Below are 23788 nucleotides of genomic sequence, written 5' to 3'. Positions count from 1 at the left end.
CCAGAGCCAGAGCCAGAGCCAGAGCCAGAGCCAGAGCCAGAGCCAGAGCCAGAGCCAGAGCCAGAGCCAGAGCCAGAGCCAGATGAGGATGATTGGCTGACTTCAGCAATAGAAGAAGTTGAATCTCCATCTGAAGCAGAACCTACTGATTCACCTAAGAACGTTGCTGAAGAACCAGTACTACAAGACGAAATTGAGTCAGAGAGTGAAGTTGACGTTTCGCACTCTGAAGTTGAACCTGAAGAGGTTCAAGCTGAAGATACTTTAGCCGGTGAAGTAGAACAAGAGCCTGAAGTACATGAGGAACCTAGTGTTTCGAGTGAACCTACAGTGCCACAAGCTGAGTTATCGGGTAGTGAGACAACGGTTGCTCCAACGCCAGAGGCAATTCCTAATGAGTTTGGTGTTCCTCAAGATGATGATTGGCTCACGGAAGAGGAAATTCAGCCAGCATCTACTTTAGAACAGGCTGAGTTATCGGAAACGGCTAATGCTAGTGATACGGCAGATGTCACAGATGAACCAGCTCACGCAGAAACTGAGTCAGCACCAGAGCTTGTCGAAACAGAGTCAACGCCAGAGCCTGTCGAAACAGAGTCGGCGATTGAACTGGATGAGTTACAGCTACCGGAGTACAGCGAAGAGGATGCTTTAGCGGATATTGCAGATGAACCAGCTCAGGTAGAAGCAGAATCGACGCCAGAGCCTATCGAAACAGAGCAAGCGATTGAACTGGATGATTTAGAGCTGCCGGAGTACAGCGAAGAGGATGCTTTAGCGGATATCGCAGATGAACCAGCGACAGTAGAGTCTGAATCAACGCCAGAGCCTGTCGAAACAGAGTCGGCGATTGAACTGGATGAAATGGAGCTACCGGAGTACAGCGAAGAAGATGCTTTAGCGGATATCGTAGATGAACCAGCGGCAGTAGAGTCTGAGTCAGCGCCAGAGCCTATCGAAACAGAGCAAGCGATTGAACTGGATGATTTAGAGCTGCCAGAGTACAGCGAAGAAGATGCTTTAGCGGATATCGCAGATGAACCAGCTCAGGTAGAAGCAGAATTGACGCCAGAGCCTGTCGAAACAGAGCAAGCGATTGAACTGGATGAGCTAGAGCTGCCTGAGTACAGCGAAGAGGATGCTTTAGCAGATATCGTAGATGAACCAACAGAAGCAGAGTCTGAATCAGCGCCAGAGCCTGTTGAAACAGAGCAAGCGATTGAACTGGATGAGTTAGAGCTGCCGGAGTACAGCGAAGAGGATGCTTTAGCCGATATCGTAGATGAACCAGCTCAGGTAGAAGCAGAATCGACACCAGAGCCTATCGAAACAGAGGAAGCGATTGAACTGGATGAGTTAGAGCTACCGGAGTACAGCGAAGAGGATGCTTTAGCAGATATCGCAGATGAACCAGCTCAGGTAGAAGCTAAGTCAACACCAGAGCCTGTCGAAACAGAGTCGGCGATTGAACTGAATGAATTAGAGCTGCCGGAATACAGCGAAGAAGATGCTTTAGCAGATATCGCAGATGAACCAACTCAGGTAGAAGCAGAGTCGACGCCAGAGCCTGTCGAAATAGAACAAGTACCACAAGTTGAAGTGGAGCGTCTCGAGCCGACATCTGATGTGTATAACGAACAAGAGTTTAATGAGTTACTGGCAGAAAACTCTTCTTCATCAACAGACTTTAACTTTGATGCTCCAATGGATAGTCATACTGTAGATAGTGCAGGTATGGATATCGATGCAATGCTCGAAGTTGGCGGTGAAGACTGGAATGGCTTTAATTTATCGCCAGAGCAGCAAGCTCAAATTACCGATGATATTCCTGAGGATGAGCAAGGTGTTTGGGATAGCAATAATACTCCTGAACAAGCAGAGGTTGACGAAGAAAATTGGGAAGAGCAAGAAAACCTTGCTGAATTTGATCCAAAAGAGAATAACTACAGAACAATTGATGAGCTAATGGCTGAAGTGGATCAAGAAGAGCTTAAGCAAAATCTTGATGATGAAGAGTTAAACTTAGATGTTGGTTTAAATGACTTCCCAGACGTGATTGGTGATATTGATGATTTTGATGTCGACGCGAATGCTGAAGCTGCTGGAAAGTTAGACTTAGCGAAGATATACATCGAAATGAATGACAATGAAGGTGCGATCAAGCTGTTAGAGGAAGCCATCGTAGATGGCAAAGATGAGATTCGCAGAGAAGCAAAAAACCTGATAGATACAATTCGAGGTCGATGACCAAGAGTTAAATCGTAAGGGGGGCTATTGCCCCCCTTATTTTTTTACAAGAGAAGTTATATACTTCCCGCCCCATTTTCCACAGAGAAGAGTTCAATGAGAATTGCTTTATGCGTTGAATACAATGGCACAAATTATTATGGCTGGCAGCGGCAAAAAGAAGTCAAAAGTGTCCAAGAATTGCTGGAAAAAGCACTAAGTATTGTTGCTAATCATCCGGTTGAAGTTCAGTGCGCAGGGCGAACTGATGCTGGTGTGCATGGTACTGGACAAGTGGTGCATTTTGACACCACCGCAAGTCGGAAAATGGTGGCTTGGACAATGGGTGCCAATGCAAATCTTCCAAGTGATATTGCTGTTCGTTGGGCTAAACAAGTGCCGGATGAGTTTCATGCACGATTCTCAGCAACCGCTCGCCGCTATCGCTATATCATTTTCAACAGTGCCTTGAGGCCTGGTATTCTTGGTTCAGGTGTCAGTCATTATCACGGTGAACTGAATGAGAAAGCGATGCATGAAGCTGGACAGTTCCTATTAGGTGAGAATGACTTCACGTCTTTCAGAGCGGTTCATTGCCAGTCCCGTAGCCCGTGGCGTAACATAATGCACTTAGATGTTACACGCCATGGTCAATATGTTGTGATTGATATCAAAGCGAATGCATTTGTACATCACATGGTACGTAATATCACTGGCAGTTTGATTGCTGTCGGTAGAGGTGAGCAAAAGCCAGAGTGGATTCAATGGCTGCTAGAAGTAAAAGATCGAAAGCTTGCCGGAGCTACTGCGAAAGCGGAAGGTTTGTATTTAGTTGATGTGGATTACCCGCAAGAATACTCGTTACCAAGAGTACCTATCGGGCCATTATTTTTACCGGATGAACTGAACTAAACGTGTTTGATTTGTTCTAATAAATCAGACTGTTAGTGCGTGAGAGGCTAGTGCAGGAAATAGGTACAACCAGTTTTTTGTCTACACTTGGCATTTTCTATGCTTTAATCCTTTCGCGTAAATTTAGAATTTGTATCTTTCGCATTGCGCGGGAGAGTTAAGAGAAAAGGTCTTCCATGAGTTGGCTTGAAAAGATTTTAGAAAAAAGCAACATTGTTAGTTCTCGTAAAGCTTCTATTCCAGAAGGTGTTTGGACTAAATGTACTTCGTGTGAACAAGTACTTTATCATGCTGAGTTAGAGCGTAACTTAGAAGTGTGTCCTAAATGTGACCACCATATGCGAATGAAAGCTCGTCGTCGTCTAGAAACTTTCTTAGACGAAGATAATCGAGTTGAACTAGCTAATGATCTTGAACCACAAGATAAGTTGAAGTTCCGTGACTCGAAGAAGTACAAAGATCGTATTTCTGCTGCACAGAAGAACAGTGGCGAAAAAGATGCGCTTGTTGTGATGAAAGGTGAATTATTAGGTATGCCTTTAGTCGCTTGTGCGTTTGAGTTTACTTTCATGGGTGGCTCGATGGGCTCTGTCGTCGGCGCTCGTTTTGTTCGTGCTGTTGAAGCTGCAATTGAAAATAACTGCGGATTAGTTTGTTTCTCTGCAAGTGGCGGCGCTCGTATGCAAGAAGCGCTGATGTCTTTGATGCAAATGGCAAAAACCAGTGCGGCATTAGAACGTTTGTCTGAAAAAGGCTTACCTTTCATCTCAGTGATGACGGACCCAACAATGGGTGGTGTTTCTGCGAGTCTTGCAATGCTTGGTGATGTCAACATCGGTGAGCCGAAAGCATTGATCGGTTTTGCTGGACGTCGCGTTATCGAACAAACAGTACGTGAAGATTTACCTGAAGGTTTCCAGCGTAGTGAGTTCTTACTAGAGCATGGTGCGATTGATATGATTGTTGATCGTCGTGAAATGCGTCAACGTGTTGGTAGCTTAATTGCAAAACTGACCAACAACACTTCACCTTTGGTGGTTTCTGTCAATGATTCACCAAATGAAGAAGACTACACTGTACCAGAAGTGACAGAAAAAGGTTAAAGTAGACCCTAACAGATAACCACAACTTTGGTTTTAGTTAGATGAGTCAAAACCCAGTCCCTCAAGCCACATCCTCTTTAGCGGTGTGGCTTGATTATTTATCAAGCATTCATACTTCTTCAATCGATCTTGGCTTAGAGCGCGTTCAAGCGGTCGCTGAGAAAGCCAAACTTACCAAACCTGCTCAAACCGTCATTACCGTTGCTGGCACTAATGGCAAAGGTTCGACATGCGCTTTAATGGAAGCCATCTTACTCGATGCTGGCTATTCCGTTGGTGTATACAGCTCTCCCCACCTTATTCGTTACAATGAGCGTGTTCGCATTAATGGTGAAGATTTAGGTGATAAAAAGCATGTAGAAGCTTTTTCTTATATCGATCAACAACGCGAAGATATCTCCCTAAGTTTTTTTGAATTCGGTACATTAGCGGCATTACGTGCATTTCAAACAGAAAATGTTGATGTTGTGTTACTTGAAGTGGGGCTTGGTGGCCGGTTGGATGCGACCAATGTTGTGGACCACGATGTGTCAGTGATAACGAGTTTGGCTGTCGATCATGTTGATTGGCTAGGTGATGACATCAATGTTATTGGCTTTGAGAAGGCAGGTATTTTTCGCTCAGCTAAACCAGCGATTTGTGGACAACCGAAACCGCCAGCAACCGTTGCTGCCCATGCGGATGATATTGGAGCCGAATTTTTCCAAGTTGGAATTCAGTTCGACTATAAATTGATTGACGCTGATCTATGGGAATGGCGCAGTGGTCCATACTTATTAGAAGAGTTACCTGTACCAGCGTTACCTCTCCCTAATGCAGCAACAGCATTGATGGCGTTAGGATGTGCTGGCTTAGATCTTAGTGATGTAAACATTGTAAATGGTTTAAAAAACGCAAAGCTTCCAGGTCGCATGCAAGTTATTGATACTCAGCCAACCATACTACTTGATGTTGCACACAACCCTCACTCTGCAGAGTACTTGGTGAAGCGTATTCAATCCCAGTATCCAGACAAAACCACCCACATGGTGGTTGCAATGCTTCATGATAAAGACATTGAAGCGACATTAAAGGCTCTCTCAGATCTATCACCTACTTGGTATCCAGCTTCTTTGACGGGACCAAGAGCGGCAAGTGCCCAAGAACTGACCAAGTTCTTACCGGTTGGCGTCTCAGAATATCAAAATCCAGTAGAAGCCTTTGAAAGCGCGATGACAAAAGTCGGCGAACAGGATGTAATAATTGTTGTAGGTTCATTCCATACTGTCGGAGAAGTGTTAGAGCACTGGCAGAACAAAGGAGATTAAATGGCAAGTAAATTTCAAAACCGTTTAGTTGGTACCATTATTTTGGTTGCGGTTGGGGTCATCGTATTGCCAGATGTATTGGATGGTAAGAAGACCCACTATAAAGAAGAGATTGCCAGCATCCCGATTAAGCCTGAACTGGATAGCGACATCGAGTCGTTTGAAGTGTTTGAGCCTGAAGATGATAGTGCAAGTTTACCTGACTCTCCAGTTGAGGTTGTGGTTGAACCCCAACCTGAGCCTAAAGAGGAGCCAGTTAAAGAAGTTAAGCCTACGGTGGTTGAGCCCAAGCCTTTACCGGTGAAGGTCAAGCCAGTTCCGGAGAAAAATGAGTATCAAGATAGCGGTTGGATTATCCAATTGATGGCTCTAAAAAATGCGGAGAATGCACAAAGTGTTGTCAAGGATCTACAAAAACGCGGCTATCAGGCTCATAGCAAAATAGAAAATGGGTTTACTCGAATAATCATTGGTCCGGATGTATCCAAGAGCAAGCTTGAGCGTCAGATTATTGAACTGGAAAAAATTACCGGATCAAAAGGTCGATTGCTCAAATTTAAACCACTAAATCCTTAAGAAAACGTTTGCGTCAGCATTTTTTCTGTTAAAATGCGCGCCAACTTAAGATGTGAATTTTCATGAATTGGTTAGATATTGTCATTTTAAGTGTGATCGGCCTATCGGCTTTGATCAGTTTAGTCCGTGGTTTCGCTAAGGAAGCCTTGTCGTTGGTTATCTGGTTTGGTGCTTTTTTTGTCGCTAGCCAATACTACGCTAAATTAGCTGTGTATTTCTCCAACATACAAGATGACCTCATTCGAAACGGTGCGGCGATTGCAGCCTTGTTTGTTGCTACGCTAATTGTGGGAGCCATTGTAAATTACGTGATTGCCCAATTAGTTCAAAAAACAGGTCTTTCAGGAACCGATCGTGTATTAGGAATCGTATTTGGTGCCTTACGTGGTGTCCTGATTGTATCGGCTGCATTGTTTTTTATGGATGCGTTTACATCGTTTCCAGATTCAGAGTGGTGGAGAGGATCGCAATTGATTCCAGAATTTAGTCGAATCATTGCGCCATTCTTTGAGCACTTGCAAGCAACATCTAGTTTCTTATCTGGCGCGTTATAACGCGCCAGTCATTGTCGCAAATCGAGGGTTAGGACATGTGTGGTATTGTTGGAATCGTGGGCGCAACGCCTGTAAATCAGTCTATCTATGACGCATTGACTGTCTTGCAGCATCGTGGCCAAGATGCCGCGGGTATTTGTACCATAGAAAGCAATCGTTTTCGTCTGAGAAAGGCGAACGGTCTAGTTAAGGATGTGTTTGAAGCAAAACACATGCAAAGGCTGCAAGGGAATGTCGGTATTGGTCATGTTCGTTACCCAACCGCTGGTAGTTCAAGTGCCTCTGAAGCACAGCCTTTTTACGTGAACTCTCCTTTTGGTATCAGCTTGGCTCACAACGGTAACCTGACAAATGCGGCTGAAATTCGTGAAAAACTGTTTGAGAAAGATCGCCGTCACATCAATACAACATCTGATTCTGAAGTCTTGTTGAATGTGTTAGCGCATGAAATTGATACGGTAAAAGGCAACGTGAATTCTGATGATGTATTTCGTGCAGTGACGAATGTACATCGTACTATTCGCGGAGCGTATGCGGTAACAGCCATGATTATTGGTCATGGTATGGTTGCTTTTCGTGATCCAAATGGTATTCGCCCTCTATGCCTTGGTAAGCGTGAAGTTGCTGGATGCACGGAATATATGGTGGCTTCTGAGTCCGTTGCTTTGGATGCTGTTGGTTTTGATTTTGTCCGTGATGTTGCTCCAGGTGAAGCCATCTATGCCACTTTTGACGGTGAACTGTATACCAAGCAATGTGCTGATAACCCATCTCTCAATCCTTGTATTTTTGAATTTGTTTACTTTGCACGTCCTGATTCGTTTATCGATAAAATTTCGGTTTATAGTGCTCGTGTTGAAATGGGTAAAAAATTAGGCGACCGCATTCGTGACGAATACGCTGATTTAGATATCGATGTTGTTATCCCAATTCCTGAAACGTCGTGCGATATTGCGCTGCAAATCGCTCAAGCGATTGATAAGCCATACCGTCAGGGTTTTGTGAAGAACCGTTATGTTGGCCGTACGTTTATCATGCCGGGTCAGCAGCAACGTAAGAAATCAGTACGTCGTAAACTCAATGCCATTCGTTCAGAGTTTAAAGATAAAAATGTTTTGCTAGTGGATGACTCTATTGTTCGCGGTACGACATCAGAGCAGATTGTAGAGATGGCTCGTGACTCTGGAGCTAAGAAAGTATTTATGGTGTCAGCTGCACCGGAAATCCGTTTCCCGAATGTGTATGGTATTGATATGCCAAGCGCGCATGAACTGATTGCTCACGGTCGAGATAACGATGCTATCTGTAAACAGATTGGCGCTGATGAGCTTATCTTCCAAACATTAGAAGATTTAGTGAGTGCAGTTGGGCAAGGTAATAGCGACATTAAGGTATTTGAAACGTCGGTATTTAGTGGTGAATATGTCACTGGTGATATCGACCAGAAGTATTTAGATTTCTTGGAGTCACTACGCGGCGATGATGCGAAAACTCAACGAGAGATCCAACAAGACCTAGCAAACCTAGAATTGCATAATGAAGGTGCATAAGCGTTGATAAAAAGGCTTCCAATTGGAAGCCTTTTTTAATGCCCTAACGTTTGAACTGACTCAGCATAAACATCATTGTTGCACTAATGACAACCGAAGGGCCTGCTGGAGTGTCAAAATGCCATGAAAGGCTGAGTCCGCACAATACAGCGAGTGCTCCTATGGCTGAAGCTAATGCGGCCATTTGTTCGGGTGTTCTTGCAAAGCGTCTTGCCGTTGCTGCCGGGATAATGAGCAATGATGTCATGATCAGGGCCCCGACAAACTTCATTCCTACGGCGATAACAACACCCACCATAAGCATCAATAATAACCGCATTAAATCGACATTATGACCATCAACAGCGGCGAGCTCTTCATTGACAGTAGTTGATAGCAATGGGCGCCAGAAAGCCATTAGTACGAGGGAAACGCAGGCGACACCGGAATAGATGAATATAAGATCAGATGATGAAACAGCGAGTAAATCACCAAATAAATAGCTCATTAAATCGATACGGACATTATCGAGGAAGCTGACCGCCACCAAACCAATAGAGAGTGAGCTATGGGCGAGTATGCCCAATAAGGTATCTGTAGCAACCAGTTTTTGTTTTTGTAACGTGACCAATAGAACGGCAAGTGCCAAACAACAGATTAATAACGCAAGGTACAAGTTAATATCAAACAAGAACCCTAATGCTAAGCCCATTAAAGAAGCATGAGCAAGAGTGTCGCCAAAGTATGCCATTTTGCGCCAAACAACAAAGGAACCAAGTGGTCCAGCGATAAGAGCAATGCCGAGGCCGGCAAAAATAGACGGTAATAAAAACTCAATCATGATGATGGTGACCGTGGGTGTGATGGGCACAGTTCTCTGCATCCCCAGAAACGGCTTGCCCAGATAGATCGTGATGATGGTGATCGTGTTGGTGATGATATAACGCTAAGGTTTCTTGGCGTGCGTTGCCAAATAAAGCAATGTACTTAGGGTGTTGTGTAATTGCCGCAGGAGAACCTGAGCAACAAACGTGATGGTGTAGGCATATCACATCGTCAGTTTTCGCCATAACCAGATGAAGATCATGTGAAACCATAAATACACCACAATTAAATCTATGGCGAAGAGTATCAATCAGATCATAGAGATCAATTTGACCTTGAACATCCACACCTTGTGCTGGTTCATCCAAAACAAGCAGATCAGGCCTGCGAAGTAGTGCTCTAGACAGCAAGACTCGTTGGTTTTCACCACCAGAGAGTGAGTGCATATTTGCATCTAGCAAATGTTCAGCCCCAACAAGCTTAAGGGCATCAAGTAATTCCTGTTTACTGAATCGCCCCGCTAAACAAAGAAAGCGGCGTACACTGAGAGGCAGCGAGTCATTTAACTTTAGCTTTTGTGGGACATAACCAATTTTTAGTCCCTTTGATTTTTTGAGAGTGCCTGTGTATTGGGTTTGTAAGCCAAGTAATACTTTTACGAGAGTAGACTTACCTGCACCATTGGGGCCAATTAGTGTAGTGATTTCACCACGTTTAATGGTTAAGGAGACGTTTTCAAGAACCGCTCGGTCATCAAATTGGACACCGATCTGGTTCAACTCGACTAAGGTCGACATGAATGGAACTCATTTGCAATTCTGTATTGTTATAATGTAACATTCGTTCCACTTCAAAGCCATCAGAAATCATTGGGTAAATTATGAAACGTTATGTTTTTTTGCTGGTATCGCTACTGATCACTTCTGTTAGCGTACAGGCAAAAGAAATTTTGACGAGTATTAAGCCAATTCAACTTATTACTTGGGAAATCACAAAAGGTGTCAGCCAACCAGACGTATTACTGGGTAACAATACATCGCCACATGACTATGCATTAAAGCCTTCAGATGTTAAGCGCCTTAAGAAGGCGGATTTGGTTATTTGGTTTGGTCAGGATTTAGAGCCATTTTTGACTAAGGTTTTGGAACAACAACCGACCGTACTGACTCTAAGCTCAGTTAAAGGTTTGTCATTGCGTGAGTATGAAGGTGGGCATCACGAGCATGAAGGTCATCATCATGGCAGCCATGACCCCCATTTTTGGCTAGGGATACGAACAACCCTACAAGTGGCGCTTGCGATTAGTGAAAAACTTGCACAAGTGGACCCTGACAATGCAGCTAAGTATCAAGCGAACTTTGCTGAGTTTGAGCAAAATATTAAGCAAGTTTCACTAGAGATTGAACAACGTCTTCAACCAGTTGAAGAAAAAGGTTACTACGTATTTCACGATGCATACGGATATTTTGAACAAGATTATCAGTTAAACCACTTAGGGCATTTTACCGTGAGTCCAGATCGTAAGCCTGGTGCAAAGACACTGATTCAGATCCGTAAATCACTAGCAAATAATGATGCTAAGTGTGTATTCAGTGAACCACAGTTTACGCCTGCTGTTATCAAGTCTGTCACTCGTGGGAGCAATGTAAATGTTGGCATTCTAGATCCAGTAGCCAGTGATATCACTATTCAAGACGGTGCCTACTTCCAGTTCTTAACCGATTTATCTAAACGATTTACCGAGTGTCTTGCTAATTAAAAAGTATCACAAGAGGGAGTTGTACACACGCTCCCTCTCATTGTGATCTCACCTTTAATTCCTCCATTCCCTACATCTAATTACTTGTTAATAAACTAGAATCTAAGATAATTCAAAAACAAAAATATTTATTTTTATTGATTGCTTAGCTGTTAGGAAATAACTGGTGTTTAGATACCTATGCTTTCTGTTGCTTGCCGTATCACTCAATGTGCAAGCAGTGGATGATTCCCCGTCTGTTTTTTACCCTTTGCCGACCCAGGCTCAGGGCAAAGTTTTTGCGGCTAAGCAACTGTTTCTTGCCAATGATGGCGGCTTGTGGATGCAAGATGTTCGTAACCAAGTCCTATTCTATGATGGACAGAATATTGCACCGAAATCAGGCTCAGTTCTCAAGTACGATCAAGAGAAGATCGCTTATCTCGATAATGCATTCTGGTCCTTTGTCGACAACGAAATATACAAAACAATCCCAAATCACGAGCGCGAGCTTGTTTTTAGCCTGATGCCGGGCATTGAAATTAAAAATATCGGTGCATCTAAACGGTATATTTGGGTTTCAGACGAAACCAATTTTTATACTTATCAGATTGATACAGGAGAGTTCCATAGCTATTCGCTGATGGAGCTATATCAATATACTCAGTCCAGTAAGATCAGTATTAACGATGCTCAGTTAATCCTATCAAAATGGGTTTTAGCCACCAACGCAGGCGTTTACCTCTCGGAAGGAGGGCACTTTAGCCATATCCCCAGCTCGGGTAAAACCTATGTGGAAAAACTGTACTTTTCTGACAAACGCCGTGAGTTAATCGTTGGTTCACGGGAAGGGGCGCTGATTTTTGATATACAGAATTCTGTTGAGCCCGTTGCTCATGTTGCGACATCTCATGTGTTATCTATTGCTGAAACCGATAGAGAGTATTGGATTGGCACGAAGAGAGGCTTGTTTATTTACTCGTTCATGACCGGGGAAATTTCTAGGTTAAATAGCCGTAACTTACCTGGTTATACCTTGTCGGGGGGTAAAATTTACTCTTTGGTGAATGACCATGTTGGCGGAATATGGCTAGCAACAGACCGAGGAATTCGTTACGCCTCGTTGTTTGGTGACAAGTTTAAGCGATTCTCAACCCAGTTTATGGCACAGGGGATACGTAATGAGAACATGCAGGAAATTATCAAACGCTCAAAACAAGATGCGTATTGGTTAGGCTCAAATAAGGGTGTTTACAGTGTCACTTTAGATCGATCAATACGATATCAGCAGTACTATCAAGGTAAGGTTAACGAGTTAAGGGAAAGCCATGGGCAACTTTGGCTTGCTACAGACAACGGATTACGCTGTTTAGATGCTGTTACCGGAAAAAATACCAGCCATATGTTGCCTGATATCGTGAAGCAGTCCACGGTTGAGCATGTTGACATTAGTGAAGATGGCTTGCTCTGGGGAGGAAATAGACATCAGCTTTGGAGTTTTGATTTAAACACGAAAGAGTATACCGATTATGGTAGTGACTGGCTGTTAAGTAATCAATCTAACGTTAGAATTTCTGAAATAAAAGCCTTCAACAACAATATCTTGGCAATAGGTACCGATCATGGTATCTACCTTGTTCGAGATGGCAAGGTGCGTTATATCGCTGATACTCATCGTTATGGACAAGTTGCTAGCCTAGTGGATGTCGATGGGGAGTATGTGTGGGCTGCAAGTAGCTACGGTTTGTTCCGTGTGGATCTGTTCCAAGATGTAGTTCAGAAGCTACCGCTTGCAGATGATTACGTTACTCCTAAGTGTTTGCTCAGCAATTCTGATGGCGTGTGGCTAGCAACTTCATCAGGGTTGTCTCGCTACACTTCCCAAGGTTCATTAGAAGGCGAATTTGGCCCGCCTTTTGGTTTGATTAACAACGAGTTTCTTACGGATATTTGCACTAATGGTGGGGATAAAGGGCAAGACTTGGTGTTTGGCTCTCGATTTGGCTTAATCAAAGTCGATTCTCCAGAGTTGTTGACCAGTTCACTTCCTGACACTCGGGTGATATTGAGTCAGGTTAAAGTGAACCGGAAGCTCATATCATTAGGCGCTTCAATCGTAGATAAACCAAGTTTTGCATACGGTGATTCGATTGGTTTTCAGTTTGGTGTTATTCCTCAGGTCAGTAATCTAAGTCTTGAATATCGATTGAATGGTGACGATAGCTGGCGCGTGTTAGACGGCTTTCAGTTGACCGTTGACCATTTGATGCCGGGTGACTATCAATTGGCTGTGCGCCGCATCATTAATGATCGGGAACGAAGTCAGGAAAATACATTCTATTTTCAGGTGCTTGAACCTTGGTATTTTACCTCTTATGCCATCGTGACTTATGTGTTGTTGGTGGTGACAGCTTTGGCCGGGGTAGTCTATTGGCGTTCGCGTATTATGGCTCGAACCAATAAGGTCTTGAAAGCCCAAGTAGCGCTTAAAACAAATCAGTTGAGGCACCAAAGTCGTATCCTCGTATCCAATAACCATCAGCTACGAAAGCAATTACAGGTGCGTCGGATCATCTTTAGCCAAGTCGTGCAGCAACTCAAAGATAAGTTGAACAAGACAGCGAATAACCTTCAAGGTGACGAGCAACTAGAACGCCAAAAATTAGTGAGGAGCCTTTCTAGTGAGCTAGAAATGTTATTGAATGTTCATACTGACAATAAAGGAATCTCCCCGCTTTATAATTTAGGTCTCGTTGTCTCTTCAGTGCTATCTGGCTGGGAAGAAGAGTTTACCAAGATGGGCTTGAGTGTTGAAACTGACATCGGTCAGCATTCCAATCTCTATATCGTTCTTGATTATTTTAATCTTGATGAAGTGTTTAGCATTCTCTTTGACAGCTTAATTAAGCGTAGCTACAGAAATCAGATTGTTACGATAACAATTCAAGCTGTTGATGAACGAGTACGGCTATCTATGTTGGACCAAGGTAATAAGATTGATAGTAGTGCCACAGGGCCTATTAATTGGACGGAGTTACGTACTTTGGTAGAGCAAAGTGGTGGCGAAATGAATTTACATACGTCTGATGAAAGGAATTTGATTGAGTTAAGTTGGGTATGCAGAAAAGTATTTGATGAATCGTCTGTAGTTGATGCAATTGAACCATCAGAGCAAGAGGAATCGATATCAACGGATCCTTGGATTGAAAAGTTAGAGCAGTTAGTGCATCAACATTATTCCGATTCTGAGTTTGGTACTTCGCAGGCAGCGAAATTAATGTATGTCTCGGAGCGCAGTTTACAAAGGCGTTTTAAATCATCGATGTCACGAACATTTAAAGACTATCTTAATGAAGTTCGATTAGATTACGCTTGTCGCCGTCTCCTTGCAGGAGAAAAAGTGTCTGAGGTGGCATTTGAGTGTGGTTTTAATGACCCTTCCTACTTTAGCCAACGTTTTAAGCATCGTTTCGGTGTTTCCCCTTCGCAATTTGTTGAAGCTCAAGAAAGTGATGATACCTATTTAGTTTAAGGTAGGTGTCATTCATGATAATCCTTACAGTAAACGCAAGCTCAAAGTTCATTGGAGCATAGTAGCTTGATTAATTCCGATAAGTACCTGAATTGATTCTCTTCAAGTTGATATGAGCGAGTAGCACCTACTTGCTAGCATTTCTTTTTGTTCTATTTCGTCGAAAGTTCGTCGTGTCCACTATTGTGGTTCAGAACTACAGAGCTTCTGTAATAGCTGTTCATCTGTATTCATATTACGAGACGTGTCTAGATCAAGAATATGAGTTGAGCAGAACCAATTTGGGGTAAAGGCTGAAGGTTTTAAGAAAGATAATTGAAAGGTAAGAAAAAAAATATCGTGGTATAGCCGGGGGACTATACCACGGGTGTCAATGACACCTTCGCTTGCTGCCGGAGTGGTGCGGGCGCACCACCTCTGGAATTCATTTGTCGGTTAGGAGCATTTCCCTCTCGACGTGGTTAACTATACGACCCTTGACTTATTTTACTTATAAAATTAACGCCATTGTGTCATAAGAAATGCGACAAGTTATCTAAATATATGATTAATATAAATTATTTTTGATTGTTTTATGTTTTGGTAAGGTGGTTTGTTGAATCGAAATAATGGAGCTTGAATGGTTTTAACGTTTTTTACGTATCGATTTTTAACGAAAGTGACATCTCATAATTGCAAATATTGATTTTGAACAAGACTGAGGCCTTCACCAAGGAGTATTATGTTAAGTGTGAATAAAAACATTTCTCATTACTACTACAAATACACTTATTATGAAGTTATCAGAATTACAGCAAGGTCAAGAAGCGGTGATCACTGGGTACAGTGAGCTCTCCCAAGATGTCAGAAAGAAACTTATGGTGATGGGACTATTGCCAAATACCAAAGTTAACTTGGTTCGTCGAGCTCCAATGGGTGACCCACTACAAGTTGAAGCAAGAGGTGTATCAATGGCAGTACGTAATAGTATTGCCAGTGCCATCAATGTTGAGGTGCAAGCGTAATGCAGTACAATATTTTAACTGTTGGTAACCCAAACTCTGGTAAAACAACCTTATTCAATGGTTTGACAGGTGCAAAGCAGCAAGTCGGTAACTGGGCTGGTGTCACTGTTGAAAAGAAAACGGGTCGCTATAGTCACTCCGGGGATGACTTTCTTCTTACAGACTTGCCTGGTATTTATGCGCTTGATAGTGGTAATGATGGCAACAGTATCGATGAATCCATTGCTGCTCGTGCCGTTTTAACGCACCCAGCGGATTTAATTATTAATGTTGTTGACGCAACATGCTTAGAACGCAGTCTGTACATGACGCTTCAGCTGCGCGAGCTCGGCAGACCGATGGTGGTTGTGCTGAACAAAATGGACGCCTTAAAGAGAGAGCGTCAAAACATTGATTTAAAAGCATTAGAAAAGATGCTGGGGTGTCCGGTATTTTCACTGTCTGCTAACAGTAAAGGCCAAGTGGTTCGTTTCAAAGAGAAGTTACACAAGACGTTGGTTCAAGGTGTTGCTTTAAAAGAAATGAACTTAACCTACGGCCAGGCATTTGAAGAAGCCATTGATAAAGTCGAGGGTGTTTTCGCAAACCAAGACGTATCTGCAAGGGCTCTTGCGATACGAGCGCTTGAGAATGACTTACTGGTGATCAACCCTTTACCAGAATCTGAGCGTGAGCTAATTCGTTCAAGTCAGCAGCAACTGGATCTGGATATTGATTTGCATGTCGCGGATTCTAAATACACGTTTTTACATGAAAGCTGTAAGTCAATCCGTCGTAGCGAAGGTAAGCTTAGCCGAAGCTTTACTGAAAAAGTCGATCAGTTCGTTTTAAATAAGTGGATCGGTGTTCCTTTCTTCTTCTTAGTGATGTACTTGATGTTTATGTTCTCAATTAACATCGGTAGTGCATTTATTGACTTCTTTGATATTGGTGTTGGTGCCTTATTGGTTGATGGTGGCCACTATCTTCTTGATGATCATCTCCCTGTTTGGCTCGTAACTCTTATTGCTGACGGTGTTGGCGGTGGTATTCAAACCGTTGCGACCTTTATTCCTGTCATTGCCTGCTTATATCTTTTCCTTGCGGTACTTGAAAGTTCTGGTTACATGTCCCGTGCTGCGTTTGTACTGGACAAAGTGATGCAAAAAATAGGGCTGCCTGGTAAAGCGTTTGTTCCTTTAGTTCTTGGTTTTGGTTGTAACGTACCGGCTATTATGGCAACGCGTACGTTGGATCAAGAGCGCGAACGTAAACTAGCAGCGTCAATGGCTCCGTTCATGTCTTGTGGTGCACGCCTTCCTGTGTATGCACTTTTTGCAGCGGCTTTCTTTCCTGAAAGTGGGCAAAATGTCGTATTTGCCTTATACCTTCTAGGGATCGCAGCAGCAGTATTTACTGGCTTAGTTCTAAAAAGTACCCTTTACCCGGGTGCAAGCGACAGTTTAGTGATGGAAATGCCAGATTACGAGTTGCCAACGATGCAAAACGTAATGATCAAAACTTGGCAGAAACTAAAGCGTTTTGTTCTTGGTGCCGGTAAAACAATCGTGGTGGTGGTTACGATTCTTAGCTTCTTGAACTCAGTGGGTATGGATGGTTCTTTTGGCAACGAAGACAGTGAAAATTCCGTGTTATCAAAGGCAGCTCAAGTTGTGACGCCAGTTTTTGAGCCGATTGGTGTAGAAGCTGATAACTGGCCAGCGACGGTAGGTATTATTACTGGTATTTTCGCTAAAGAAGCTGTTGTTGGTACGTTAAACAACTTGTACACCAGCGTAGAAGGGGAAGATGCCGAGTTTGATCTGCTTGCTAGTCTTGAAGAAGCAGTGATGACAATTCCTGAAAACTTATCTGGTTTGAGTTATGGCGATCCTTTGGGTATTGAAGTCGGTGACCTAACTGATGCGAATGGTGTTGCTGAAGAACAAGAAGTCGATGCTTCTATCTTTGGAAATATTAAAGCGCACTTCGCTTCGGGTAACGCTGCATTTGCTTACTTAATCTTTATCTTACTATACACCCCATGTGTTGCAGCGATGGGTGCGTACGTAAGAGAGTTTGGCCAGAAATATGCTCGCTTCATCGCCGTATGGACGATGGGCTTAGCGTATGGTAGTGCGGCGTTATATAACCAAATTACCCATTTTTCAGAGTCGCCTGTGAGTAGCTCGATTTGGATCGTGAGCATTATTGTGGTGAGTTTCATTATTTTCCGCATGTTGAAAGTGGCTGGCAAAAAACAACAAGTCGCTTTTGAGGCAACAACAGCATGATTTTGTCAGAGTTGAAGCAATATATCACTGATCACGGTATGGCTACGCGGGTAGAACTTGCGAAGAAATATGCGTTAAGCGAAGATGGTGTGGATGCGATGCTCGCAATATGGATTCGCAAAAATGTTATCTCGCGTACTGAAGATACGAATGCACAGCAGAAAGTAACCCGAGTACGCTACGCTCTCAACCGAAATGATGCATTGTCACTGAATGTGACTTTATAAGAACATCGTTTTTATTTGGAAAAGCCGCTCATTAGAGCGGCTTTTTTATGATTAAGCTTTGGTAAATAGTGAACTTAATGACAAGACGTTGCCAATGCGAGTCTGCAGTTGATGTTGCTCATCTGCTGTTCTGAATTCACCTTTTGTATTCCCCCATACTGGTCCAGGCCAAGCCACATCGTCTTGGAAGCGGGCGATATGGTGAATGTGAAGCTGTGGAACCATATTACCGAGAGCGCCAAGATTTAGTTTATCTGGCTGGAAGGTCGCTTCTAGAGCTTGGCTTACAGCTTGAGATTCTAACAAGAATTGTTGTTGCTCTTGCATAGGCAAATGATGCAGCTCTTTTAGATTGGCACGCTGAGGGACTAAGATGACCCAAGGCACTGCATTGTCTTTATGCAGCAGTGCTACACACAATGGGAAGTGGCCGATGATGGAAGTATCTTTTGCCAATTGAGGGTGCAGTTCAAAACTCATTATCATTTTCCATTTTGCATTGAATGAAGTCAGTATACGCCATATAAAACAAAAGGTTGACGCTTTCACGCCAACCTTTCTGATTATCTTAAAGCTTGATGCTTAATTACATGCGCTCTAGCGTTTCGATACCTAGCAGAGATAGACCTTGCTTAATCGTCTTCGCAGTCAGTGCTGCAAGTTTCAGGCGACTCTGCTTCACTGATTCATCTTCAGTGTTAAGAATTGGGCACGCTTCGTAGAAGCTTGAGAACTGACCTGCTAGTTCGAATAGGTAGCTACACATGATGTGTGGTTGACCTTCACGAGCAACAGATTGTACCGCTTCTTCAAACTGTAGAAGTTTAGCGATTAGTGCTTTTTCTTTATCTTCAGTCACTTTGATTTCGCCTGCTAGGTTATCCATAGAGATACCCGCTTTAGCGAAGATAGAAGATACACGAGTGTAAGCGTACTGCATGTAAGGCGCTGTGTTGCCTTCGAATGCCAGCATGTTGTCCCAGTCAAACACGTAGTCTGTAGTACGGTGCTTAGAAAGGTCAGCGTACTTAACTGCAGCCATCGCTACTGTGTTCGCGATGTTGGCTTTTTCGTCTGCGTCTAGCTCTGGGTTCTTTGATTCAATCAGTTTGATTGCACGCTCTTGAGCTTCATCAAGAAGATCTGCTAAACGAACCGTACCGCCTGCACGAGTCTTAAATGGACGACCATCTTTACCTAGCATCATGCCGAATGCGTGGTGCTCTAGTGATACTTCTTCTGGCACATAACCTGCTTTACGAACGATAGTCCAAGCTTGCATGAGGTGTTGGTGCTGACGTGAGTCGATGAAGTAAAGTACGCGGTCAGCGCCTAGTGTTTCGTAACGGTACTTAGCACAAGCGATATCCGTAGTGGTGTATAGGAAACCACCATCACGTTTTTGGATGATTACACCCATCGCTTCGCCGTCTTTGTTCTTGTATTCATCTAGAAATACAACTTGCGCGCCGTCATCTTCTTGTGCCAGACCTTGCTGTTTAAGGTCAGCCACGATGCCCGGTAGCATGTCGTTGTACATGCTCTCACCCATAACGTCGTCACGCGTTAGAGAAACGTTTAGGCGATCGTAGTTGCGTTGGTTTTGCACCATAGTAACGTCAACCAGCTTCTTCCACATCTCAGCGCAGTACTCGTCACCACCTTGTAGCTTAACCACGTAGTTACGTGCTTTTACTGCAAACTCTTCGTCTTCATCGTATAGTTTTTTAGATTCACGGTAGAAAGCTTCTAGGTCTGAAAGTTCCATTGAAACTTCGCCAGACTCTTTTTGTACGCGCTCTAGGTTAGCGATCAGCATGCCGAACTGAGTACCCCAATCACCGATGTGGTTAGCACGAATCACTTTGTGACCTAGGAATTCAAGGGTACGCACAACTGCATCACCGATGATAGTTGAACGTAGGTGGCCAACGTGCATCTCTTTAGCAACGTTTGGAGCCGAGTAATCAGCAACAATTGTTTTCTGTTCTTCAGCAGCAACACCTAAGCGTGAATCAGATAGGGCTAGCTCTGCTTGCTTAGCAAGGAACTCTTCACTTAGGAAAATATTGATAAAGCCAGGGCCTGCGATTTCTGTTTTACTCGCAATACCGTCAAGATCTAGAACATCCAATACTTTTTGTGCAAATTCGCGTGGATTCGTGCCTAATTTTTTTGCAACGCCCATCACACCATTTGCTTGGTAATCACCAAACTGTGGTTTTGCAGATTGACGAACTGCCGCAGGACTGCCTGCAGGTGCGCCAGCGGCTTCTAAAGCCTGAGATACTTTGTCGTTAATAAGTGCTTGGATATTCACACGCGCTTCCTTCAATTCTCGGGAATTGGTTGGGTATGCATTCTTAATGTTCCGCTTTGCTGTGGGTATTTACGGAATAATATCCATCTCAACGGAATGAATGCATATCTCGATCTAGTTCATAATTTGGCGCACATAATACCAACTTTATTGCTTGGCTTATAGGGAGTAATTTGGGAAATTTTCTACTTTTCCTGATGATCTTGTTAGTATTGCGGAAAAATCAACGTTTTGGATGGATTAAAATGTCACAAGCACTGTTAGATGCGGAATTAATGCCAGCTCAGATGAAAGGTAAGCTGACTGATTTTATGCATAAAATTCAAGATTTAAGCGAGATTTTGCATATTAATTTGGCAGACTTTCAAGCCGATCATATTGCGCTTCGGATCAACGATGTTGAATTGGCAAAACTGGCACATATGGAGTGGCTAAAGCAAGCAAACGAGCTGTCAAATGCCCAAATAAACGGTCGTCCAATTATTGTCATGGCTTTTAACCAACCATTGGAGACCGATTTTGGTCCGATTGAGTGCTTAGAGCTGCCTTACCCGGCTCCAGGTAAACAATACCCTGAACAGAGTTGGGAACATGTGGAGTTTGTCATCCCTTCAACGGCGTTGACTGCAGAAGCGTATTTGGAAGATATTCAGGCCCATTTCCCTAAGCTAGCTGAAAACTGGGTTAGGTTGAGTGAACAAGGGGTGAAAATAAAGCTCTCCAGCCCAAAAGGGGAAGGAGAGCGATTAAATAATCCGACGGTTGCGTTTAAGTGGCAAGGGGTATGCATTAAGATTCACCCACATTCACTTAAGGCAATTGTGGCATCCGAGCAAGCTTAAGTAGCTAACCGAGCTCAGTGTCTTGGGGTCGAAGTTGAAATTCCTCAATCGATCCAATCTCTAAACCAATACTGAGCTTCTCTTCATCATCATGCGCGTTGCCTTGAGTGTGCATGATGAGGCGATTTGCGGTGCGAGGCTTGAGTTGATTTACCACGAACCGGATCATGTCGCTGCGTGAAAGCGGTTTGAGTTCCTCTAACACCTTTTCACGCTGGTTAAATTCACTGTCTTTGTTACCAATGGCGACCCAAAGGCGCTGTGCTCGTCCTCTCAGCGTTGTATCTGGTGTCGCGATTTGGTTCCATAATCCTCGTTTGCTCGAATGCCATTGGTATTCATTGAGCTCTAATAACACCATATAAAAGGCATTGAGAAATTCATCAATTGAATTGAGCAGTTCACTGGGCGCAGCATTTGGTGATTGCACATATAGAACGATCCCAGGATGTTTGTTGAGCGGCATGTTACCTGTCCCCACCATATATCCAAGTTGCTGTTTGGTGCGGATCTCATGGAAGAAAGTTGCAGACATCAAGTGATTTGCCAGTGAATAGAGGGCAATGTTTCTTGGTGATGTATCTTCACATTGATAGTAAAGCACGATCGCAGAATCTTCTTGATCACAATGAACTTCTTTTTGAAAGGTTCCATTTTCACCGAGCATGATCAACGGTCTGAGGGATTCTTGATAAGTCTGGTTTTTTACTCGTAAGGCGTCTTTTAATGTGCTGCCCAGTTGATAAGCGGCTTGTTTGTCCCAGTCTCCATAGACAAACATTTCAACATGTAATGTTGTTAGTATTTTGTCTACAAATGGTGCTAGTTCTTCAACTTCTATCCCTTCTAAAGCTTCTAGCAAGGCATGATAAGGAGGGTTGTTTGGTTGAAGAATACCTGTCATTGCATTGAAAAGTTGCGATATTGGACGATCTTGTGAAGAGTTACGCCAGTTTCTTAGCAGCTGCGTCTTTATGGTTTCGAAACGTTTAGCATTGAACTCTCGCTGAGCAAAGCGAGCCAAAATCATTTTCATTAGCTCAGGTTGTTTTTGACTAAATCCAGAAATCGTCAGTGTCACGCCGCCTTGGTGTGCATACATGTTATAACCCATGCCTGCTATTTCAGCTTGATAGGTCTCTTTTGCTAACGAATCAAGGAACATCTCAACACATAGGCGTGTCATGACGATGTTTCTTGGATTTTCGACTGCATAAGGGCTATCAATGGCAACATAGACCACGCCTTTAGGTACGCGAAATTCTGTATCTTGCATGTGCCAGAGTTTGAAGCCGGGCAGTTCTTCGATCACATGTGGCGTTGTGATCTGCTCTTCGATCGCTTTAGGTTCTAAATCGTAGCAAATGAATGGGTTTTTATCTGGGAGTGAAAATGACAGCGCACTGCGTTGCTTAAAGTGTTCAATCTGGGTAGTGGTAAAAGGCTTGACGGAATAAGGGGTGAAATACCATTTCGCTTCACGATCGTATGTTTGCCCTTGCGCGACTAAAGTGACACGAACGTTCTCAATGCACAATTGTTCAATAAGCGAACGTAACAAGGTTTCTTGATACTCAACCATCATGTAGTCACCATAAATGGTATGCTCTGGAGCGTAGTGCTGCATATTGACTACGAGGTGACTGACAAGATCCATCGGGCGAGTTGGCTCTTGGAATTGGAAGGCAGACTCAAGTACGGCCTGTTTCTCCAAATAGCGCCATTCATCAAACCCCTCTTTCTTAATGAGTTCAATATAAGCAAAAATTGCCTGAATAATATCGTCAGTATGCGCGATACCTTCCTCTGTTAATGCGCAACTTATGGTGAACTCTCTATAATTGCTGCCGCTAACACCTCCTCCAGCTGAGAGAGATGTTATCCACCCTTGATCTTTGAGTGTAAGCATCAAACTGTTTTCTCCTTCGTACCCCAATAAATGGGCGAAGTAGGAGAGAGGTTTGGTTTGATAATGTTCGTCCATACTCTCTAATGGAAATGCGAGAGTGAGTTTTCGTATTTCCTTGAGAGGTTCGACGCAAACGAAGATACCTGTCGAGTTTTCATCAGCATAGGGAACATGGAGCGATTTCCCTGCTAACTGATGATTTGGAATGGAAGCAAAGTATTTTCTTACGCTCTCTTCTTGCTCATTTAGCGGTTCAGGGCTGATAAGTGAGAGAGTCATAATATCGGCTGAATATTGGTGGTAATGAAAATCGACGATTTCATCGCGAATAGACTGCCCATCCCGATCACCTAATGTTTCGAGGTTGCCAACTGAAAACTTGGCAAAAGGATGCGCGGGATTGATGACCTCTTTGTTTACTTGGTACAAACGTCGGGCATCATCGTTTAACTTTAACTTGTATTCAGATTCAACGGCTTGGCGTTCTTTATCGAGTGCTTCTGAGTTAAATAATGGGGCGGAAAAAAACTGCGCAAATCGTTCCAGAGCATTCTCAAAGGCGCTATTGCTGACATCAAAGAAAAAGCAAGTGTGTTCCGTGCCTGTCCATGCATTATTCGACCCTCCATGTTGGCTAATAAAGCTTTGAAATTCACCAACCTTAGGGTATTTTTCGGTCCCCAAAAACAGCATGTGTTCTAGATAATGTGCCAAACCTTCACGGTCGGAGGGGTCGTCAAAGTGACCGACATTCACCGCGAGGGCAGCGGCAGATTTTTGAGCATTTGTATCTTGAATGAGTAATGCTCGTAAACCGTTACTCAACGTTAGATAGCGGTATTGATTCGTATCATTTGGGCTTAAATGCACAGCATATCTCCATGAGGGGTAATGGTGTTTAGTAACGAAAC

18 protein-coding genes are annotated in these 23788 nt (G+C 43.4%); 13 read left to right on the top strand and 5 right to left on the bottom strand.

The window, feature by feature from the left end; genetic code table 11:
• The 7 genes from ACQEXS_RS12265 to purF form a co-directional block, all read left to right on the top strand.
• Positions 1-2247, top strand: a 2247-nt coding sequence (locus tag ACQEXS_RS12265; protein ID WP_427014010.1) for a FimV/HubP family polar landmark protein, incomplete at its 5' end; no start/stop codon positions are given.
• 96 nt (positions 2248-2343) lie between these two features.
• The gene (truA, locus tag ACQEXS_RS12260; protein ID WP_427014009.1) at positions 2344-3138 is read left to right on the top strand and encodes a tRNA pseudouridine(38-40) synthase TruA; all 795 of its coding nucleotides are present in this window, start codon (positions 2344-2346) and stop codon (positions 3136-3138) included.
• Positions 3139-3314: 176 nt separating this feature from the next.
• Complete coding sequence (gene accD, locus ACQEXS_RS12255; protein WP_367986918.1) at positions 3315-4241, top strand: acetyl-CoA carboxylase, carboxyltransferase subunit beta; 927 nt, start codon at positions 3315-3317, stop codon at positions 4239-4241.
• Between the two features lie 41 nt (positions 4242-4282).
• Positions 4283-5548, top strand: a complete 1266-nt coding sequence (gene folC, locus ACQEXS_RS12250; protein WP_427014008.1) for a bifunctional tetrahydrofolate synthase/dihydrofolate synthase — start codon at positions 4283-4285, stop codon at positions 5546-5548.
• The gene (locus ACQEXS_RS12245; RefSeq protein ID WP_427012116.1) at positions 5549-6124 is read left to right on the top strand and encodes an SPOR domain-containing protein; all 576 of its coding nucleotides are present in this window, start codon (positions 5549-5551) and stop codon (positions 6122-6124) included.
• A gap of 62 nt (positions 6125-6186) precedes the next feature.
• A complete protein-coding gene (locus ACQEXS_RS12240) occupies positions 6187-6678 on the top strand; it encodes a CvpA family protein (protein WP_427014007.1) in 492 nt (163 codons plus the stop codon).
• Between the two features lie 35 nt (positions 6679-6713).
• The gene (purF, locus tag ACQEXS_RS12235) at positions 6714-8228 is read left to right on the top strand and encodes an amidophosphoribosyltransferase (RefSeq protein ID WP_427014006.1); all 1515 of its coding nucleotides are present in this window, start codon (positions 6714-6716) and stop codon (positions 8226-8228) included.
• A 43-nt stretch (positions 8229-8271) separates the two neighbouring features.
• Here purF and znuB read toward each other — a convergent pair whose 3' ends face one another.
• Entirely contained in the window at positions 8272-9048 is a 777-nt protein-coding gene (gene znuB, locus ACQEXS_RS12230) for a zinc ABC transporter permease subunit ZnuB (RefSeq protein ID WP_427012120.1), read from the bottom strand.
• The gene (gene znuC / locus ACQEXS_RS12225) at positions 9041-9829 is read right to left on the bottom strand and encodes a zinc ABC transporter ATP-binding protein ZnuC (protein ID WP_427014005.1); all 789 of its coding nucleotides are present in this window, start codon (positions 9827-9829) and stop codon (positions 9041-9043) included. The genes znuB and znuC overlap by 8 nt, the downstream gene beginning before the upstream one ends.
• Positions 9830-9912: 83 nt before the next feature.
• Here znuC and znuA point away from each other — a divergent pair, with 83 nt between their 5' ends.
• The 5 genes from znuA (at position 9913) to ACQEXS_RS12200 (ending at position 17806) form a co-directional block, all read left to right on the top strand.
• Entirely contained in the window at positions 9913-10791 is an 879-nt protein-coding gene (gene znuA / locus ACQEXS_RS12220; protein WP_427014004.1) for a zinc ABC transporter substrate-binding protein ZnuA, read from the top strand.
• Between the two features lie 166 nt (positions 10792-10957).
• Complete coding sequence (locus ACQEXS_RS12215) at positions 10958-14302, top strand: helix-turn-helix domain-containing protein (RefSeq protein WP_427014003.1); 3345 nt, start codon at positions 10958-10960, stop codon at positions 14300-14302.
• Positions 14303-15075: 773 nt separating this feature from the next.
• Complete coding sequence (locus ACQEXS_RS12210) at positions 15076-15306, top strand: FeoA family protein (RefSeq protein WP_427012111.1); 231 nt, start codon at positions 15076-15078, stop codon at positions 15304-15306.
• Positions 15306-17579, top strand: a complete 2274-nt coding sequence (gene feoB, locus ACQEXS_RS12205; RefSeq protein ID WP_427014002.1) for a Fe(2+) transporter permease subunit FeoB — start codon at positions 15306-15308, stop codon at positions 17577-17579. The genes ACQEXS_RS12210 and feoB overlap by 1 nt, the downstream gene beginning before the upstream one ends.
• Positions 17576-17806 carry a FeoC-like transcriptional regulator gene (locus tag ACQEXS_RS12200; RefSeq protein ID WP_427012109.1) on the top strand — a complete coding sequence of 77 codons (231 nt, stop codon included), beginning with the start codon at positions 17576-17578 and terminating at the stop codon, positions 17804-17806. The genes feoB and ACQEXS_RS12200 overlap by 4 nt, the downstream gene beginning before the upstream one ends.
• A gap of 51 nt (positions 17807-17857) precedes the next feature.
• Here the strand turns inward: ACQEXS_RS12200 and ACQEXS_RS12195 are convergent, their stop codons facing one another.
• Positions 17858-18286 carry an HIT family protein gene (locus ACQEXS_RS12195; RefSeq protein WP_367986907.1) on the bottom strand — a complete coding sequence of 143 codons (429 nt, stop codon included), beginning with the start codon at positions 18284-18286 and terminating at the stop codon, positions 17858-17860.
• A 106-nt stretch (positions 18287-18392) separates the two neighbouring features.
• Positions 18393-20126, bottom strand: a complete 1734-nt coding sequence (gene argS, locus ACQEXS_RS12190; protein ID WP_427012107.1) for an arginine--tRNA ligase — start codon at positions 20124-20126, stop codon at positions 18393-18395.
• 245 nt (positions 20127-20371) lie between these two features.
• Between argS and ACQEXS_RS12185 the strand changes: the two genes are divergently transcribed.
• The gene (locus ACQEXS_RS12185; protein WP_427014001.1) at positions 20372-20968 is read left to right on the top strand and encodes a VOC family protein; all 597 of its coding nucleotides are present in this window, start codon (positions 20372-20374) and stop codon (positions 20966-20968) included.
• Between the two features lie 4 nt (positions 20969-20972).
• Here ACQEXS_RS12185 and ACQEXS_RS12180 read toward each other — a convergent pair whose 3' ends face one another.
• Complete coding sequence (locus ACQEXS_RS12180; protein ID WP_427014000.1) at positions 20973-23747, bottom strand: insulinase family protein; 2775 nt, start codon at positions 23745-23747, stop codon at positions 20973-20975.
• Positions 23748-23788: the final 41 nt, after the last annotated feature.

Origin of the sequence: Vibrio sp. TRT 17S01, assembly GCF_050113695.1 — a bacterium.
Lineage (GTDB): Bacteria > Pseudomonadota > Gammaproteobacteria > Enterobacterales > Vibrionaceae > Vibrio.
This window is presented reverse-complemented; position numbering and strand designations above follow the sequence as displayed.